Source organism: Streptomyces sp. NPDC043861, assembly GCF_056435905.1.
Window position 1 is genome coordinate 134,155 of sequence record NZ_JBWKDP010000007.1, and the last position, 16,768, is coordinate 150,922.

The 16,768-nt window shown below is 69.8% G+C and carries 16 protein-coding genes and 1 pseudogene; 5 read left to right on the forward strand and 12 right to left on the reverse strand.

The window, feature by feature from the left end; genetic code table 11:
- Window positions 1-673: 673 nt before the first annotated feature.
- Both AC068D_RS18290 and AC068D_RS18295 read right to left on the reverse strand, forming a co-directional pair.
- A complete protein-coding gene (locus AC068D_RS18290; protein ID WP_478824042.1) occupies window positions 674-2,212 on the reverse strand; it encodes a hypothetical protein in 1,539 nt (512 codons plus the stop codon).
- Window positions 2,212-3,393 carry an FAD-dependent monooxygenase gene (locus AC068D_RS18295; RefSeq protein ID WP_478824043.1) on the reverse strand — a complete coding sequence of 394 codons (1,182 nt, stop codon included), beginning with the start codon at window positions 3,391-3,393 and terminating at the stop codon, window positions 2,212-2,214. Before AC068D_RS18295 ends, AC068D_RS18290 begins: the two co-directional genes overlap by 1 nt.
- 608 nt (window positions 3,394-4,001) lie before the next feature.
- Between AC068D_RS18295 and mihF the strand changes: the two genes are divergently transcribed.
- Window positions 4,002-4,316: an integration host factor, actinobacterial type gene (gene mihF / locus AC068D_RS18300; RefSeq protein ID WP_478824044.1), complete on the forward strand. Its 315-nt coding sequence runs from the start codon at window positions 4,002-4,004 to the stop codon at window positions 4,314-4,316.
- A gap of 39 nt (window positions 4,317-4,355) precedes the next feature.
- Here mihF and AC068D_RS18305 read toward each other — a convergent pair whose 3' ends face one another.
- From AC068D_RS18305 to AC068D_RS18320, 4 genes are all read right to left on the reverse strand, one after another.
- Window positions 4,356-4,973, reverse strand: a complete 618-nt coding sequence (locus AC068D_RS18305; RefSeq protein WP_478824045.1) for a TOPRIM nucleotidyl transferase/hydrolase domain-containing protein — start codon at window positions 4,971-4,973, stop codon at window positions 4,356-4,358.
- A gap of 403 nt (window positions 4,974-5,376) precedes the next feature.
- Window positions 5,377-5,643: a DUF4235 domain-containing protein gene (locus AC068D_RS18310; protein WP_478824046.1), complete on the reverse strand. Its 267-nt coding sequence runs from the start codon at window positions 5,641-5,643 to the stop codon at window positions 5,377-5,379.
- Window positions 5,644-5,648: 5 nt separating this feature from the next.
- A complete protein-coding gene (locus AC068D_RS18315) occupies window positions 5,649-5,996 on the reverse strand; it encodes a DUF3618 domain-containing protein (RefSeq protein WP_478824047.1) in 348 nt (115 codons plus the stop codon).
- Window positions 5,993-6,415 carry a phage holin family protein gene (locus AC068D_RS18320; protein ID WP_478824048.1) on the reverse strand — a complete coding sequence of 141 codons (423 nt, stop codon included), beginning with the start codon at window positions 6,413-6,415 and terminating at the stop codon, window positions 5,993-5,995. Before AC068D_RS18320 ends, AC068D_RS18315 begins: the two co-directional genes overlap by 4 nt.
- Before the next feature lie 290 nt (window positions 6,416-6,705).
- Here AC068D_RS18320 and AC068D_RS18325 point away from each other — a divergent pair.
- Window positions 6,706-7,109: pseudogene (locus tag AC068D_RS18325) on the forward strand (CBS domain-containing protein).
- 358 nt (window positions 7,110-7,467) lie between these two features.
- Here the strand turns inward: AC068D_RS18325 and AC068D_RS18330 are convergent.
- Both AC068D_RS18330 and AC068D_RS18335 read right to left on the reverse strand, forming a co-directional pair.
- Window positions 7,468-7,881, reverse strand: a complete 414-nt coding sequence (locus AC068D_RS18330) for an SRPBCC family protein (RefSeq protein ID WP_478824049.1) — start codon at window positions 7,879-7,881, stop codon at window positions 7,468-7,470.
- A 36-nt stretch (window positions 7,882-7,917) separates the two neighbouring features.
- The gene (locus tag AC068D_RS18335) at window positions 7,918-8,097 is read right to left on the reverse strand and encodes a hypothetical protein (protein WP_478824050.1); all 180 of its coding nucleotides are present in this window, start codon (window positions 8,095-8,097) and stop codon (window positions 7,918-7,920) included.
- Window positions 8,098-9,130: 1,033 nt separating this feature from the next.
- Here AC068D_RS18335 and AC068D_RS18340 point away from each other — a divergent pair.
- Window positions 9,131-10,135: a glutathione S-transferase family protein gene (locus AC068D_RS18340; RefSeq protein ID WP_478824051.1), complete on the forward strand. Its 1,005-nt coding sequence runs from the start codon at window positions 9,131-9,133 to the stop codon at window positions 10,133-10,135.
- 445 nt (window positions 10,136-10,580) lie between these two features.
- Window positions 10,581-12,005: a rifampin monooxygenase gene (gene rox / locus AC068D_RS18345; protein ID WP_478824052.1), complete on the forward strand. Its 1,425-nt coding sequence runs from the start codon at window positions 10,581-10,583 to the stop codon at window positions 12,003-12,005.
- Window positions 12,006-12,189: 184 nt separating this feature from the next.
- Here the strand turns inward: rox and aspA are convergent, their stop codons facing one another.
- Both aspA and AC068D_RS18355 read right to left on the reverse strand, forming a co-directional pair.
- A complete protein-coding gene (gene aspA, locus AC068D_RS18350) occupies window positions 12,190-13,635 on the reverse strand; it encodes an aspartate ammonia-lyase (RefSeq protein ID WP_478824053.1) in 1,446 nt (481 codons plus the stop codon).
- 109 nt (window positions 13,636-13,744) lie between these two features.
- Window positions 13,745-14,770 carry an asparaginase gene (locus AC068D_RS18355; protein ID WP_478824222.1) on the reverse strand — a complete coding sequence of 342 codons (1,026 nt, stop codon included), beginning with the start codon at window positions 14,768-14,770 and terminating at the stop codon, window positions 13,745-13,747.
- A 205-nt stretch (window positions 14,771-14,975) separates the two neighbouring features.
- Here AC068D_RS18355 and AC068D_RS18360 point away from each other — a divergent pair, with 205 nt between their 5' ends.
- On the forward strand, window positions 14,976-15,431 hold the full coding sequence (locus AC068D_RS18360; protein WP_478824054.1) for an Lrp/AsnC family transcriptional regulator: 456 nt from the start codon (window positions 14,976-14,978) through the stop codon (window positions 15,429-15,431).
- Between the two features lie 244 nt (window positions 15,432-15,675).
- On the opposite strand, the gene AC068D_RS18365 is transcribed toward AC068D_RS18360, so the two are convergent.
- Window positions 15,676-16,320: a class I SAM-dependent methyltransferase gene (locus AC068D_RS18365; protein WP_478824055.1), complete on the reverse strand. Its 645-nt coding sequence runs from the start codon at window positions 16,318-16,320 to the stop codon at window positions 15,676-15,678.
- Entirely contained in the window at window positions 16,317-16,679 is a 363-nt protein-coding gene (locus AC068D_RS18370; RefSeq protein ID WP_478824056.1) for a DUF427 domain-containing protein, read from the reverse strand. The genes AC068D_RS18365 and AC068D_RS18370 overlap by 4 nt, the downstream gene beginning before the upstream one ends.
- Window positions 16,680-16,768: the final 89 nt, after the last annotated feature.

Sequence of the window (16,768 nt, forward strand, 5' to 3'; positions counted from 1 at the left end):
AGGAGGGTTCGTCTCCCGCCCGGACCTGCGCAAGCACGTCGAACAGGGCCTGTCGACTGCCCAGCGACTGGCCAGGCAGCTCGGGCCGTCATGGGCGGTGCACTACCGGGACGAGCGTCACGGGACAACGAAGTGGGTGTGCTGGGGCTGCGACCACCTTTACTGGGAACGCGACGACCACGGCACACCACCGCACCCGGTCCACATCACCGTCGAAGGCGAGTACATGGTCGGTCCACTGCGCTCCGACGGCTTCGGGGACTTCGTCCCCGAAGATCCCACCGCCGCCCTGCACCTGTCCGTGGTTTGCTCCGTTCCCAAGGCCGTTGTCGCCCACGGTAATGCCCACACGCTGGAAGTCGCCGTTGTCAGCGACCTCGAAGATCGGCCTTCCGTCCCTGTCCTGGCCCTCGAGGGCGGGTACGGGAACGCAGATCAGTCGTCCGAGCCGTCCTTGCGCATGACGAGCGTGTCGATTTCCGTGCCCAGGGCGGTACTCGGCCGCTGTGCGCGACTGTACGGGGAGCACGGGTACTCCGTACTTCACAGCGGTCACCGCGAGGCATCCCACGATGTTGCCGTCCGGCGGATCCCCGTACTCGCCGCGCGGACACGAGACATCCAGTGCGCTGATGGCCCGGTTGCAGGCCAACCGCGTACACCGGCCCGCCCGTCAGTCCTTCGGTCTCGCCGACGGCCTGGCGCAGAGGTACGGACGCGCGAGCAGCAGGCCGGTGCCGGCCATGACGATGCCCAAGTAGACCGGCGCGAGGTGGAAGAAGTCCGTGTAGTGGATTGCGCCGTGCACCACGACAGCCGGCAGGAAGCCGGCGGCCGCCGCCGCGGCCAGGGTCCAGAACACCCAGGCTTCACCCCGCCGCCAGCCCCACGCGCTGAGCAGAACGATCGCCACCGCGGCGGCCATCAGGGCGCCGCCGAACCCCGCGCGGTCGTGGGCGACGAACGGCACGAGCCGGGGATTCACGGTTTCCAGCGTCTGCGTGCTGGTGCCCAGAAAGGCCAGGTCGGTCGGCACGAAGACTCCGGTCAGACCGACCACCGAGATCACCGCCCCGCCGACGAACAGACCCGCTCCCGTGACGATCAGCAGTAGCTGGCCGACCAGCGCCCGTCGGCGCTCCGGTTCCGGCCCCTCGGGCGCCAGGCGCCACCGCGGTGCGTGCGGGGTCCGACGGACCCCGGCCACGAACATCGGGAACAGCACGATGGCGGTGGCCGTGTGCAGAGGTTCCACGAAGCCGGTGGCCAGGAAGTAGAACAAGGTGGGGAAGCCGATCGCCCCCGAGAGCAGATACACCTCGCGGGCCCAGGGCCAGCCCCGTCTGATCCCGCCCACGGCGAGGCCGGTGTAGAGGGCACCGATCGATACCATCGTGCCGGCCATGGTGATCCGGTCGTGCTGGAGGAAGTGCACGAGGTGATGGTTGGCGGCATGCAGTTCGTTCAGCGTCATCCCGAGGTAGTCGCGGTCGTACCAGAGCAGCACAGGTCCGAGGGTGATCGCCGCGGCGCCGAGTCCGGCACCCGTCATACCCAGCCCGACGAGCAGCGCCCACCACCAGGCGGGCCAGTGGTGGGGACGGCGGCCGACGTCCCGTAGCACCGGAGCGGGCGCGGTGGGCGTGGCCGCCTCGATGACCCGTGAGAACCAGCCGGGTCCGGCCGCGACGAGCACCGCCGGCCGGGCGAGCACAACGGCGTCCGGATCCTCGAGCACAGCGGCCGCAGCGGTGACCGACGGATCGGACACATGGCTGAGATGCGGGTCGTCGCTGCTGGTGAACCCGTCGACATGAGGCTTGAGGGCGGCCTCGGCCTCCGGGTCGCCGGCGCGGACCACCAGCGGGATCGAGCGGCCGGCAGCGGCCTCGCGTACCGTCTCCGCGTCGGCCGCCGAGACGGGCGCCACCTCGACGACACCAGCCCCGAGTGGGGGCATGGCGCGTACCGCTTCGCGGGCGAGCGAGGGTGGGACGGATATCCCGAGGCGGGCGTTCACGGGTATGCCGGCGATCTCGCCGGCGAGCCGCTGCGGCGGATGGCGGTGGCCGAACCCCCGGGCGATCAACCGCGCACCGGCGGGGCGGGAGCCGATCGAGGCCAGCAGCCGCAGTGCTGTTCGCTGTGAACGGCGTCGGCCGAGGACGGCAGCGGCCGAGCCGCGCAGCGGGTGATACGTCCAGTCCGGCATCAGTGGCTCTCGCTCTCCGTCGCGGTCATCCGGTCACCGGGCGCGGTCCAGCCGAGCACAGGCGCCATGGAACGCAGCGTCGCCTGCGTCGGCGTCAGCCGGGCGGCCGTGTCGCGCAGCAGCACCGCGGGCGGCCACGACAACTGGCCGACTGCGCCGAGCCGGGCGGAGCGGCGCGTGATGGCCTGGGTCCTCGGGCGGCGCAGCAGGTCGTACGAGCGGAGCGCGGCGGCGACGTCCGGGGTGTCGTCCAGGCAGTGGGCGAGGGTCACCGCATCCTCCAGCGCCTGGCATGCGCCCTGGCCCAGATTGGGGGTCATGGCATGGGCCGCGTCGCCCAGCAGTGCGACCCGGCCGCGGACGAAGGAGGGCAGCGGCGGCAGGTCGTACAGGTCGTGCCGGAGCACCGCGTCCGCGGGGACGGCGGCCAGCAGGGCGGGGATGGGATCCGGCCAGGACCCGAACCGGCGCAGTAGTTCGGCGTACTCGGACGAGCCGGAGGCCGCTCCCGCCGGCAGCGACGCGGTCGCGAAGCAGTACATCCGCCCGCCCGGCAGTGCCGTGTAGCCGAGCCGCGCTCCGCGGCCCCAGGTCACCGCCCCCTCGGCGGGCGGTTCGGCGAGGGGTTCGGTGACCGTGCGCCAGGCGGTGTAACCGGCGTAGCGGGGACCGGTCGCGTCGGGCCACAGGGCGCGACGGACCGCACTGCGCAGCCCGTCGGCGCCGACCACGAGATCGGGCCGGGACTCGCCCCTGCAGTGGTCGACGACCAGACGGTTGCCGTCGTCGCGGACCGCGAACACCTCGCTGCCCGACCGCAGACTGTCACCCGGCAGCGCCTCGATGAGCGTCCGCAGCAGGTCCGCGCGGTGGAGGACCACCAGGGGATGGCCGAAGCGGCGCGCCAGCTCCGCGTTGTCCGTGCGGGACAGCCAGCGGCCACTGCGGTTGCGTACGCCGCCTGTGGCCTCGACGGCACCGCGCGCCCGGACGGCGTCGGCAAGGCCGAGCACCTCGAGTGCGTGGAGCGCGTTCGGCCACAGGGAGATGCCGGCGCCGATCTCGGTGAACTCCGGGGCCCGTTCCAACACCTCGACGCGCCAGCCCCGGCGGTGCAGGGCAACGGCCGCCGCGAGGCCGCCGATCCCGCCGCCGACGATGGTCGCGACGCGCTGCGGCATGGGTCCTCGCTCCGGGTTGGGGGGCGCCGCCCCCGGGCAAGTGGCCGTCGATCCGGTGCGCAAGTGGCACACGACGCGGCGCAGGCCCAGCTGAGCAGCGCCTCATAGCAACATGTCGACAGACGCCTGTCAATGTACCGAGGGGCGGACGGCCGGCCCTGGCAGCACTTGGCCGGGTTGGTGTCGCCGTGAGGTAGGCCGCGGTGACTCAGGGGGCCAGGCCCGTCGACGAAGGCACGGCGTGCGTGCCGCCTCCGGTCCCATCGGGAACTCTCCCGGCCAGGACCATTCTGTCCCGGCTTCCTCTTGCGGCCAGGCGAACGAGAACGGCCTGCATCGCTGATCCGGACATGGGCCGACGGCCACCACGGGGATGCCGCCTGTGGCCCACAGGCGGAACCGGGTGTTGGGCCGGCCCAGGGCCGTGCGCCCTGGCAAGGACTTCTGGGTGGCGCTGCTTGCTCCGGCACGGTTCGCGAGATCTCGCCGCGCGAGTGGCAAGTCCCGGCCAAGGATCCGTGCGAGCCGGCGGCGGGCAAATGCTCTTGGGCGGAGCGGGTAGGCGCCGGTTGAAGGTGCCATCCAGCAGATACGAAGGGTTGAATCGCATGGCTCTGCCCCAGCTCACTCCGTCCCAGCGAGCAATGGCTCTGGAGAAGGCCGCGGTCCGTCGCAAGGAGCGCAGCGCGCTTCTTGCCGAACTCAAGGGCGGCGCCCTCTCGCTGGAGGAGGTGATGGAGCGTGAGGATCCGGTTGTCGTTCGGACGCCGGTGCGTAGCCTTCTGCAGGCCCTGCCGGGCATAGGGAGGGTGAGGGCCGGTCAGGTGCTCAGGGATTTGGGCATTTCAGAGCAGCGCAGGATCGGAGGCTTGGGCACTCGGCAGCGGCAACGCCTTCTCGAGCTCTTCCCCTCGCACGGTTGAGCCCCGGGGACCCCTCACCGAGATTGACGTTGCCAGTGGTCAGAGACTGGTGAGCAGGCCTTCGAGTGGTGCGGGTGTGCGGTCGGGGTCGAGGGCCTCGACGAGGACGCGGCCGTAGCGGATCTTGCGCCCCTTCTTCGTGCCGAGGAAGCGGCGCAACTGCTGCTGTGAGCTGCGGCCCCGCTGCGCGGGCTGGCGCAGGAAGGTCTGGAGGGCGCGCAGGTCTCCCTCCGCCCGGACGAGCTCCTCCACCCGTGTCACGCCCAGCGCGCGGATGAGTTCGTCCTCCAGATCCGCCGCGCAGACGAAGAACCCTTGAGGTGCTGCGCCGGCTCGCTCCAAGGCGCGGGCGTAGTAGCGACGTTCCGCCTCGTCGCACAGTCCCGTGAGGCTGAGGCCCAGGCCGGGTGGCCCTAGGAGATGCGCGAAGCGCCCCACGCTCATGGCACCGCCCATCGCCAGGACGCAGACTCCTTCGGCCGCCAGGTCGCGGCCGCGCCTCGCGGCCAGCGCGCTGACCGCTGCGACGTCGCTCGGACCTTCGAGCAGGACGGCTGCCCGGACGGGCAGTCGTCCTGCCAGTGCGCGCGCGGGGTCGCCGGGGCCACCGGCCGCCCACGCGGTGACCGCCTCGCCGAAAGCCCCCATGTCAGCCATGCGATGAGTGTCCGCCCTTCACGGCCACCCTGGTAGTGATTTTTCGCCGGCGCGTTGATCGCCGGTGAGCAACCTCGCCCGACGGTCCGAACGAAGGACCGCGATTCGCTCGCCGCGGGGGCGTCCGAAATTTGCCTGGGGCGGTCCGCCACTGATGCCCAGGACCGGGGACGTACCGGCTCCATTCGACCTCGCTCCACACGCTCACATTGATCGGCAAGCGGAGGTCGCATCGGCGTGTGCGGGCGCGCGGTGCTGGTCGGCATGCTGTGGCCTTGCGTGGAGGCAGCAAGCCGCCCGGTGTCGCTGCACAGGCGAGCCGGGCGGATGGGTGACTCGCGTGGAAGGCTTCATCTCCGCGCGTGGTTTCAGGTGTGGTGGCCCGCGCGCAACGCTTGCGAACTCACCCGGGCCATGTGCCGGTGAGCCGGCGCACGGCGACGGCGCCGCCGCGGTCGGTGGCGGCCTTGACCGCCGCGAAGATCGCGCCCTGCAGGGCCGCTGCGAGCAGCACTTCCCTCCAGGTGCGGTCCTCGTCGGTGGCGTCCGGCGCGTCCTGCTCATGGCCGACGGCCTTCCAGACCTGCTTGAACACTGCGCCGGCCGTCGCACCGCTGATGGCCCCTGCCAGCAGGCCGACCGGCTTGTAGGCGAGTTTTGACGCTTTCATCGACGTCACCTCCTGGCACGCCGAAGGAGGACTATCCCTGCCAGGGCAGCCGTACCGGCGGCGAGTAGAACGGTTCGGTTACGACGTGCCGCGGCGGCCGCCGCGAGCACCGGCTCGGGCGCGGTGTCGTGCAGGAGGCGGGCTGCTTCAGCGGCCTTGTCCTTGGCTTCGGCCGCGGCGTGCTCCACCTGGCTCTTGATGTCGTCGGCCTTGTGCTGGACTCGGGCCTTGACGTCCGTCTTCTCGGCAAGGGCCTCCAGGGTCTGACCGAGCTTCTCCCGGGTGGCCTGGGCCTGCTCGCTCAGAGCCTCCGGGGTCTCGGGAGTGGCGTCTTCGTGGGGAGTGCCGGTCATCGCGTGGTGATCCTTTCCGTGATTTCGGCGGCATCGGTTCTGACGTTGTCGATGGCCTGTTCGGGTGTGGGAGGTGTGCCGTGGCTGATCTGCTTCTTGCCGGTGGCGGTGAGGGCCGCGGTGATGGCCAGCAGGATTGCCGTGACGATGAGAGCGGACGCCCAGACGGGCAGGACCAGGGCGAGGGCCGCGATCGCTGTCGCGACCAGAGCCTGCAGGGCGAGGAACCCGGCGACACCCGCGCCGCCGAACAGGCCGGAGCCGATCCCGAACCGCTTGCCCTTCTGCCGCATCTCTGCCTGCGCCAGTCGCAGCTCCTGCCGGATCAGCCGGGAGAACTGTTCCGATGCCTGCTCCACCAGCTCGCTCACGGATTCCTGATCGCGCCGCTGCGGGGCCTGGTCGGTGCTACCGGGCATGGTTATCGCCTCCTCTCCCTTCTGCGTTTGCCTATGCGGCGGGTACCCGCGATCGCCGTGCCCACCCGCGCATCCGACACGTCGCGGCACTGTTTCGGAGAAGGCGGAGCGCGTTCCTGCCGGGCCGCCGCGGGGCGTTGACCGTGATCAAGGGGAACTCACTGCCTGGTCGATAGGCGGCAGGCAATATCGTGCCCTTTGTCGCATGTGCGTGGCCGCACTGGGCAGACGCACCACCGAGCCCGGTGGGCAGCCGCGCCCACCGCGTGCTGCTGGGAAGGAGAGCGGCCATGACGATTGCTCGCGACATCATGACCCCGGACGCCGAATGCATCGGTGCACAGGAGAGCGTTCGAAGAAGATGACCGAGCTGGGAGTCGGGGCACTGCCCATCTGCGGCACCGACGAAAGGCTCAAGGGCATGATCACCGACCGCGACATCGTCGTGAAGGTCCTCGGCGCGGACAAGGACCCCGCCGGCTGCAAGGCGGGCGACCTGGCGCAGGGAGAGGCGGTCACGATCGGTGCCGACGACGATGCTCAGGAAATTTTGCGCACCATGGCCTCACACAAGGTGCGACGGCTGCCGGTGATCGACGGCCACACCCTGGTCGGAATGGTGGCATTGGCGGATGTTGCCCAAGCTCTGCCGGACGCAAAGGCAGGCGACCTACTGGAGACCCTGTCTACCTGAGCAGCGCATTCATCAGCGCGACGTTCGTGCCGACCCGCGGGGCGAGATGTACTGCGGCTGCGCGGTCGCGGTGCACGGGACGGGTGTTGCCGTCCAGGTGGCTCGTGCCGGTACCGGCACGAGCCAGAACCGCCCGTGCAAGGTCTGTGAGTGCGTCACGATGCGGGCCATCGCGGTGTCCCGGCCACACTCGACGAACCACTGGCGTGTCCATGCTTGCCTCCATCGTGCAGCCCGGGCCGACGCCTGCTCGCAGTTCAGCCGGAAGGCAGGCACCGCCGCCCGGCCGGGTGCCGAAGCTGAGAGGACTGCCTGACCGCCACGGCCGCACTGCGTTTCCGGCGTAGCGGGACGGTTGTCAGCCGGCCGTGTTGTCCGTACGGATTCGTACCTGCTCCTCCAGACGCTGGAGGCTCGCATCGAGGGCGTTGTTCACGGCCGACTCGCCTGGATCGTGGCTGTCGTCGAGGAATGACAGGTGCACCGTTACCTCGCTGGCTCCGCTGCCCAGGTCGGCGACCTGCAGCCAGCCGGTGTAGGCGCTCTGGTCTTGGTTGCCCCATTCAAGCCGCATCTCCTCGCGCCGACTGCGCAGCACCGCGGCGATGTCCTCGCCTGTGCGGTCCTCGTGCACCGTGACGGCAGGCAGATCGGCTGCATGCACGTGCAGTGCTGTTGGCAGCCACGCGTCCAACTGGCCGACGTTGGCGGCCTGGTCGAAGACTTGCTCGGGTTGGGCGGGCATCGTGCGCGCACGTTCGTACTCGGTCATCGCTGTACCGTTCCCTCTGTTGGGCTCTGCTGGCGCTCAATCGGCGCGATTTGGGTGAAGGGTGACTTGGACCTGCCTGCGTCGGATGTCGAAGTGCTCATAGGCACAGGGGGCTTCGTCGAGGTAGGGCAAGTGCAGGGCGGCGGCCCGGATGTCGGTGGTGGTGATCTTCACGGCGGTGACGGACCGCGGTGCTTCGTATGCGGCCGCCTTCATGATCGTTCTTCCCCAAGGGGTTTCGCGAAGGATGCCGGGGTCTCGTCCCGGCTGGGACCGATCGAGCGGCCTGCCGTGTCACGGCGGATTCCTTGACAATGGCCGGCGGGACGCGGGCAGGTCGTCGGCCGCGGGTGGAGACGAGTCCCGGTCGACGCGGCCATCTCCTCATTGGTGTCGCCTCCTGCGTTGCGCAGACCCGCGCGGTTGCCGGGCCAGAGAGGGACGTCGCCCGCGCACGACATTCGCTCAGCGAGGGTCCTGTGCACTTCACACCTTCCAGGATGGCGACCCTGTGGTGATTCAGCTCATCGGTCGAGGTGGTGCGCTCCTTGCAGGGCTCCGGTCGGGAATCAACACGGCGCTCGGGAGTGGAGCAGGCGCTCGGGAGTAGAGCAGAACCGGGCAGTCGGGAGTGGAAATGCAGGTCGGAGGAGGTCCCACCCCTGCTGTCGCGGCAATGGCGGTGACCGTGCACCCGGCGAAAGGCTCCGTACACGGAGGGCGACATGCCGAGTGTTCGACCATGCTGCGGAGTCGGCTCGGCTGCCGACAGGCAGCCGCAAACCGGTACATATAGGGTGGCCGCGCGGGTATCCGCATGACAGAAAACTCGCGGGGGAAGGCGGCCGACATGATCCGCATGGCATCGAGCGGCACACGGATCGGGGGCCTCGTGCCGTGGTCCTGACTATGACGGGCAGCGTCTGGGCAAGCCTGCGCGATCTCGCGCCCGACAGCGGTCGGCCGGGATCCGGGCGACGGCGCGAGCGGGATGGACAGGGCGGCGCCCTTCGGTATCGGACCGTTCGCGCGCAGTGCCCACCGGCGTCGCTTCCGGCCAGTGCCCGGCGTCGCACCACGCGGCGGCGCAATCCGGACCCGGGGATCGGCCCGTCGGGTCCTTGCCGACTCCGCCGCGCTCACGAGGCGTTGACGAAGAGGCATCGGCTGCCTCCGGGCGTATGTGGCGCGGCACGTACGTGTTCGTGGCCTGCGGACTTCTCGAATCGAGATCGGCGGGAGTGCGGAGATGAGCTATGTGAATCCTGGCGGGGAGTACACGCGCGACAGTCGCTACATCACCTCCCGGGTGACCGCTGACGGCCGCGATGGCTTTCCCGTGGAGCCCGGACGCTACCGCTTGGTGGTCAGTCGTGCCTGTCCATGGGCGAGCCGGGCGGTGATCGTGCGGCGCCTCCTGGGACTGGAGAGTGCCCTGTCGATGGCCATCGCCGGACCGACGCATGACGAGCGGAGCTGGACGTTCGACCTTGATCCGGACCATCGCGACCCGGTGCTCGGTATCGAACGGCTTCAGGAGGCGTACCTCGCCCGCGACCCCGACTACGACCGTGGCATCACTGTGCCGGCGATCGTCGACGTGCCGACGGGCATGGTCGTGACCAACGACGTTCCGCAGATCACGATCGACATGTCGTTGCAGTGGGTGCCGTATCACCGCGACGGTGCTCCGGCGCTCTACCCGCCCGCGTTGCGGTCGGAGATCGATGCAGTGAACGAGGTCGTCTACAGGGAGGTGAACAACGGGGTGTATCGGGCCGGGTTCGCCGGGTCGCAGGAGTCCTACGCCAACGCGTACGAGCGCTTGTTCGCCCGGCTGGACTGGCTCGCGGAGCGGCTCGAAGGGTGCCGCTACCTTGTGGGCGACACCATCACCGAGGCGGATGTGCGGCTCTTCACGACCCTGGTGCGCTTCGATGTGGTCTATCACGGTCACTTCAAGTGCAACCGGCAGAAGTTGTCGGAGATGCCGGTGCTGTGGGCTTACGCGCGAGACTTGTTCCAGACGCCCGGCTTCGGCGACACCGTCGACTTCGAACACATCAAACAGCACTACTACCGGGTGCACCGCGACATCAATCCGTCGGGGATCGTGCCGGTCGGTCCGGACCTGTCGAGCTGGCTCGAGCCCCACGACCGTGCGGCGCTGGGTGGGCGGCCGTTCGGCGACGGCATGCCGCCCCGGCCGACGGCGCCCGGGGAAGCAGTGCCGGCCGGACACACACCGAGCTGATTCTCTCGGCCCGATGTTCCCAGGAGGGTGACGAACGCGCTCGATTCCACATCGGGTGTGCTGTCGACCAGGACCGGTCGCCGCCCATGGGGCTTGCGGGGGTGCGTGGAAGGACGCCCTGGCTCCCTCCGTGCATCCCGGGCGCACCAGCAAGCGCCCCGATTGCGGGACCTCACCACAGCCGTGCTGTCGTGAGTTCATCGTTCCTCAGCTGTGTGCCCAGGTAGACCCTCCTGGGCCGACGTGCCGCCGTACGCAGCCATCGTCGGCTCGCGAGGAGGTTGTCCGTTGGTGGGATCCGTGGCGGACGGCAAAAAGCAAAGGCAAGGAGGTCACCCACTCCTTGCCACTCTCAACGTATAGCGCAGCGGGGGGCTTGCGGCAAGGCCCCCGTCGTACCGCAGAATCGTCGGCCGAAGCCAGGACCTGGGGAAATGGGGCTTTTGTGATTGACGTGATCATCGCCGGCGGCGGACCGACCGGGTTGATGCTGGCCGGCGAGTTGCGGTTGCACGGCGTGCAAGCGCTCGTGCTGGAGAAGGAGGCGGAGCCGACTGGCTACGTCCGCGCGCTCGGCCTGCACGTGCGCAGCATCGAGGTGATGGACCAGCGCGGTCTGCTCGAGCGGTTCCTCGCGCACGGCCGGCAGTACCCGGTCGGCGGCTTCTTCGCCGCCATCAGCAAGCCCGCGCCCGACCGGCTGGACACCACGCATCCCTACGTCCTCGGTATCCCGCAGACCACCACCGACCGCCTGCTCGCCGAGCACGCCACCGAGCTCGGCGTCGAGATCCGACGTGGCTGCGAGCTGGTGGGGCTGAGCCAGGACGACCACGGGGTGACCGTCGAGCTGGCCGACGGCGCGCAGCTGCGCTCGCGCTACCTCGTCGGCTGCGACGGCGGCCGCAGCACGGTGCGCAAGCTGCTCGGCGTCGGCTTCCCCGGCGAGCCCACCAGGGTCGAGACGCTGCTGGGCGAAATGGAGGTGGCCGTGCCGCCGGAGACGGTGGCCACGGTCGTGGCCGAAGTCCGAAAGACCCAGTTGCGGTTCGGCGCCGGACCCCTCGGCGACGGGGTGTACCGCGTCGTCGTGCCCGCCGAGGGGGTGGCCGAGGACCGCTCGGTCCCGCCGACTCTCGAGGATTTCAAGCAACAGCTGCGGGTGTTCGCCGGCACCGATTTCGGCGTGCACTCCCCGCGCTGGCTGTCCCGCTTCGGCGACGCCACCCGGCTGGCCGAGCGCTACCGGACCGGCCGGGTCCTGCTGGCCGGCGACGCGGCGCACATCCACCCGCCGACCGGTGGGCAGGGGCTCAACCTCGGCATCCAGGACGCGTTCAACCTCGGCTGGAAACTGGCCGCCGAGGTTGGCGGCTGGGCACCGGAAGGGCTGCTGGACAGCTACCACACCGAACGGCACCCGGTGGCCGCCGACGTGCTGGAGAACACCCGCGCGCAGATGGAGCTGCTGTCGCCCGAGCCGGGTCCCCGGTCAGTGCGCCGACTGGTGTCGGAACTGATGGACTTCGAGGACGTGAACCGGTACCTGACCGAGAAGATCATTGCGATCGGGGTCCGCTACGACTTCGGCGCGGGTCATGAACTGCTCGGCCGGCGGATGCGGGACGTGGCGCTGAAACGGGGTCGCCTCTACGAGCTGATGCGCGGTGGCCGCGGACTGCTGCTCGACCAGACCGGCCGGCTTTCGGTGGCGGGCTGGGCAGACCGGGTCGACCACGTCGTCGACGTCAGCGAGGAACTGGACGTCCCCGCGGTACTGCTGCGGCCGGACGGCCACGTGGCATGGGCCGGTGAGGATCAGCAGGATCTGCTCAGCCGGCTGCCCAAGTGGTTCGGCGCTGCCGGCTGAGCGACCTCGTCGTCGGCCCCCTCGCTGCACTGAGATCAGGATCGGATACGGAACGCGGTGGGCACCGGGAACTGTCACCGCGCCGCCGACCCGTAGCGCGGCCCGTTCCCGATGGCAGGGCGGCGACCGTGTCGGCCTTTCACGGTCCGCCGCCGGGCCGCGACCCGGGACGTTCGCGAAACGGTCAGTCGGGTGTTGCTGCTTCAGCTGCGTGGGTGTGCGGGCGGGCGAGATTGTCCGGCCGCAGGATGCGCTGGAGTTCGTCCGTGGTCAGCAGGCCCTTGTCGAGGACGAGTTCATGGACACCGCGGCCCGTGCTGAGGGCTTCTCGGGCGACGGCGGTGGCCTGCTCGTAGCCGATGTGGGGGTTCAAGGCGGTCGCCAGGCCGATGGAGTGGGAGACGAGGTGGGCGAGGTGCTCGTGGTTGGCGGTGATGCCGCTGATGCAGCGTTCGGCGAGGGTCAGACAGCCGGCTCGTAGGTGCGCCAGGCTCTGGAGCAGGCTGTGGGCGATGATCGGTTCGAAGGCGTTCAGCTGGAGCTGGCCCGCCTCGGCGGCCATGGTCACCACCATGTCGTTGCCGATGACTTCGAACGCGATCTGGTTGACCACCTCGGGGACGACGGGGTTCACCTTGCCGGGCATGATGCTCGAACCGGCTTGCACCGGAGGCAGGTTGATCTCGGCGAAGCCGGCGCGTGGTCCGCAGGACAGCAGTCGCAGGTCGTTGCACGTCTTGGAGAGCTTGACCGCGATCCGCTTCAGCACGCCGGACAGTTGGACGAACGCTCCGGCATCCTGGGTGGCCTCGACGAGGTCGTCGGCAACCGTCAGCGACAGGCCGGTGATCGTCCGCAGGTGCCGGGTGGCCAGCGCCGCGTACCGGGGATGGGCATTGAGCCCGGTGCCGATCGCCGTGCCGCCGAGGTTGATCTCGTGGATCAGCTCGCGTGCCTCCGAGAGGCGCTTGCGGTCCTCGCCGAGCATGACGGCGTACGTCGCGAACTCCTGGCCCAGGGTCATGGGCACCGCGTCCTGCAACTGCGTACGGCCCATCTTCAGAACATCCGCGAACTCGTCCGCCTTCGCTGCGAACGCGACGCGCAGCACTTCCATGGCATCCAGCAGCCGTCGGGCGGCGAAATCGAGAGCGATCTTGACGGCGGTCGGATAGACGTCGTTGGTGCTCTGTCCCGCGTTGACGTCCTCCAGCGGGTGGAGATGGGTGTACTCGCCCTTGTGGTGGCCAAGGAGCTCCAGAGCACGGTTGGCGATGACTTCGTTGGCGTTCATGTTCGTGGAGGTGCCTGCACCGCCCTGGATGACGTCGACCACGAACTCTTCGTGCAGTTTCCCGGCCCGGATTTCCTCGCAGGCGGTCACGATGGCGTCCGCCTTGGGGCCGTCCAGCAGGCCGAGCTCACGGTTGGCGAGGGCCGCGGCCTGCTTGACGCAGGCGAGGGCGGTGACGAGGTCCGGGTAGGACGAGATCGGGGTACCGGTGATGGGGAAGTTCTCCACGGCCCGGAGCGTGTGGATGCCGTAGTAGGCGTCGGCGTGGACGTCCCGGTTGCCGAGCAGATCGTGCTCGGCCCGGAACCCGGAGTGGGGAGGGACCTGGGTGGCCATGTGAGTACGAACTCTCCTGTCGGGTGCGTGCGCGAGGGATGGGGGAGCCGCCGGGAGCGACTGCGGAGCGCCGTGAAGGACCGGCGGACCTCCGGGGTCCTGCTGCGGATCAGACCCCTGCCGTGACGGCATCGACGGCAGGTGCGGCGGCGGTCGCATCATCCGAGAGCGTGTGCCGCAGCACCCGGACCCGCTCCTGCAGGTCGCCGGTCGCGAGCAGCGCGGTGAGCACGGCGATCCGGGTCTGGCCGGCGCGCAGCGTGCCGGTCGGCACGGCGCCTGCGGCCACCAGGTCGACCGCGCCGCCGTGGGTGTAGATCTCGGCGACCGGTCCGGCCTGGACTCGGGTGGTCAGGGCGATGAGCACGCCGCGGGCGGTGGCGGAGGCGATGGCCTCGGCGAGCTCCGGGGTCGCGTTGCCGGCGCCGGTGGCCACGAGAACGATTCCCTGGGCCCCGGCGTCGACGGCCGCGTTCAGCAGCAGAGGGTCGGCGTCGCAGTGGTGCATCACCATGTCGACACGGGGCGGGGTGTCGGGCACGCCCGGCAGCGCGAGCGCAGCCGGGCGCCGCGGACGGCGCAGTACGTGGACGCGCCCGAAGCCGATGCTTCCAACAGCGGCACCGGACGGGTCGCAGAAGGCGTCCGGTGCGAGCGTTTGTGTCTTGACGGTGCCACGGGCCGGATGCACCTTGCCGTTGAAGGCGATCAGTACGCCGAGTTCCCGCGTGGTCGAGGCGACCAGCAGGGCGTCGTGCAGGTTGCCCGGCCCGTCGCCGTCGGCCGAGTCGAGCGGAAGCTGTGCGCCGGTGAAGACGACCGGGCGGGGGTCGTCGTGGTGAAGGTCCACCAGGAACGCCGACTCCTCCATGGTGTCGGTGCCATGGGTGACCACGATGCCGTCCACGCCTGGATCGGCGAGCACCTCGTGCACCGCATGCAGCAGGGTGAGCTGGTGGACGGTGGTCAGGCGGGCGCTGTTCACGCTGAACAGGTCGACGACCTCAACGGTGACGCCTTCGGGGACTGCGGCTGTCGCCATGACCTCTCGCCCATGTGCGTCAGCGGCGAGGCCCGAACCCTGCCGGCGGCTGGCTATGGTCCCCCCGGTACTGATGACGACGACTCGTCCCACCGTGCCCGCTCCTCGTTCGTGCCGCATGGAAGCGGCGAATCCTTCGGACGCGCAGTCCGGCCTCGCTCTTGGCTGCGGCCGGGCTGCGCCCCATGTCTCCTCCGGGGGTGCCCGGAGCAGTCGAGCGCAATGATAGAAGCCAGGGCGCGCAATGTGATCGCTACTATTGTTCCCCTGCCGCCCAGCCGTGGTGAATAATTGCGTGATGGATGACATTGACAGGGCAATCTTGCGTGAGCTTCAGAACGATGGGCGGCTGAGCAATCAGGATCTGGCGCAGCGAGTGGGCCTCACGCCCTCGCCGTGCATGCGCCGGGTCCGGCAGCTGGAGCAGGACAAGGTGATCCAGGGCTATCGGGCGGTCATCGATCCGGAGGCTGTCGGCCGGAGCTTCGAGGTGCTCGTGTCCATCGAGGTCAAGCGCGACCGTGAGGTGGTCGAGGCATTCGAGGCCGCACTCCAGGACATCCCCGACGTCATCGAGGCGTACCGGCTCTTCGGCAGCCCGGGATGCCTGCTGCGCATCGCGGTGGCGGATCTGCGCGCGTACGAGCGGCTGTGGATCGACAAGCTGACCGCACTGTCCGGCGTCACCGAGGTCAACTCGCAGATCATCATGAAGCGGATCAAGGAGCCCCGCGGTCTGCCCGTTCACGGCTGACGCCCCCGCCGTGGCGAGGGCGGCTCGGCCGGACCTGCGCGGCGCACCCGTGAGCTGCCCTGGATCGGGTGCCGCTCGCCCCGTGCCCGGCCCGGATGGTGCATGCAGACCGCGCTCCGCCGAGAGTGCCGGAGGCATCTCCACGAACGACGCGAGTGGCCTGCCTGCTCGCCACTGCCGGTTCACCGCGAGCGGGGGCTGCCGCTCCGTCCGGAGGGAGCGGCAGCCGGCGATACCTGCCGGGTCAGGAGGGGCGGCAGGCGTGGATGTAGAGGTGTGGTTCGGGTTGGGCGCCCTGCCCATGCGGGCGGTACTCGGCGGTGTGGTGGTGCACCACCTCCAGACCGTCGTCCTCCAGAAGCCGTAGATGGTGCTCCGTGGTCAGGCTGCTGACGGTGACCTGGTGGCCCATCCACACGATGTCCAGGCCTCTGATGTCGCCGGGCACGGTGGCCAGCGCGAACGACCCGCCCGGGACGACCCAGGACGCCATCCTGGTCAGCGAGGCCGCCACCTCGGGCTGGTCCATCACCAGCAGGGGGAAGAACGCGCACACTGCGTCGTATCCGCCGTCAGGTGCCTGGTAGGTGCGGACATCGGCCTGCTCGAAACGGGCGCCGGGCACCCGCTCCCCGGCGAGCCGGACCATTTCGGCCGACACGTCGATTCCGGTGACGGTGAAGCCGGCTCGGGCCAGTGACTCCGCGGTCGGGCGACCGGTGCCGCTCCCCACGTCCAGGACGCGGGCGCCGGGGGCCAGACGGCCGGTGAGCCAGTCCAGGGCGGCAAGTTGGCCGGGCACATCGGCGAACACCTCCTCGTAGCGCGCGCCCACCTCGTCGAAGACCTCTGCTGCGGATCGGCCCCGGGGTTGAGGCGGCCGGCTCACGTCACCACCTCCGTGTCGTAGAAGCAGTAGTGGCCCGCGATGGCGGCCACTGCCGGTTTGGGCTCGGGGTAGGACCAGACCAGATCGTCCGCGCCGGGAACCGACCAGTAGGAGGCGTCACCCTTGAACGGGCAGTAGGAGGTCGAGGGGGAGGGGAGCAACAGCTCAGTGCGTACGTCGGCGGGCGGCAGGTAGTAGCGAACCGGGCAACCCGTCTCGCGCAGGACCAGGGGACGCCTGCTCTCGGCGAGCAGCCGTCCGTCCCGCACGACGCGCACATGCTCAGTACCGGGCTCGACCGTGATCACGTGGCCCCCGCCTCGGCCCTGGGTCCCCGTCCGTGGTGAGTGTGAGGTCATAGCCGGATCAGCGCTCGGGCCGTCCGGGATGTTCCCGGACGGCCCGAGCGGATCCCCCGAAGCGGTGAGCGAACGGAGGGCGAGATCCG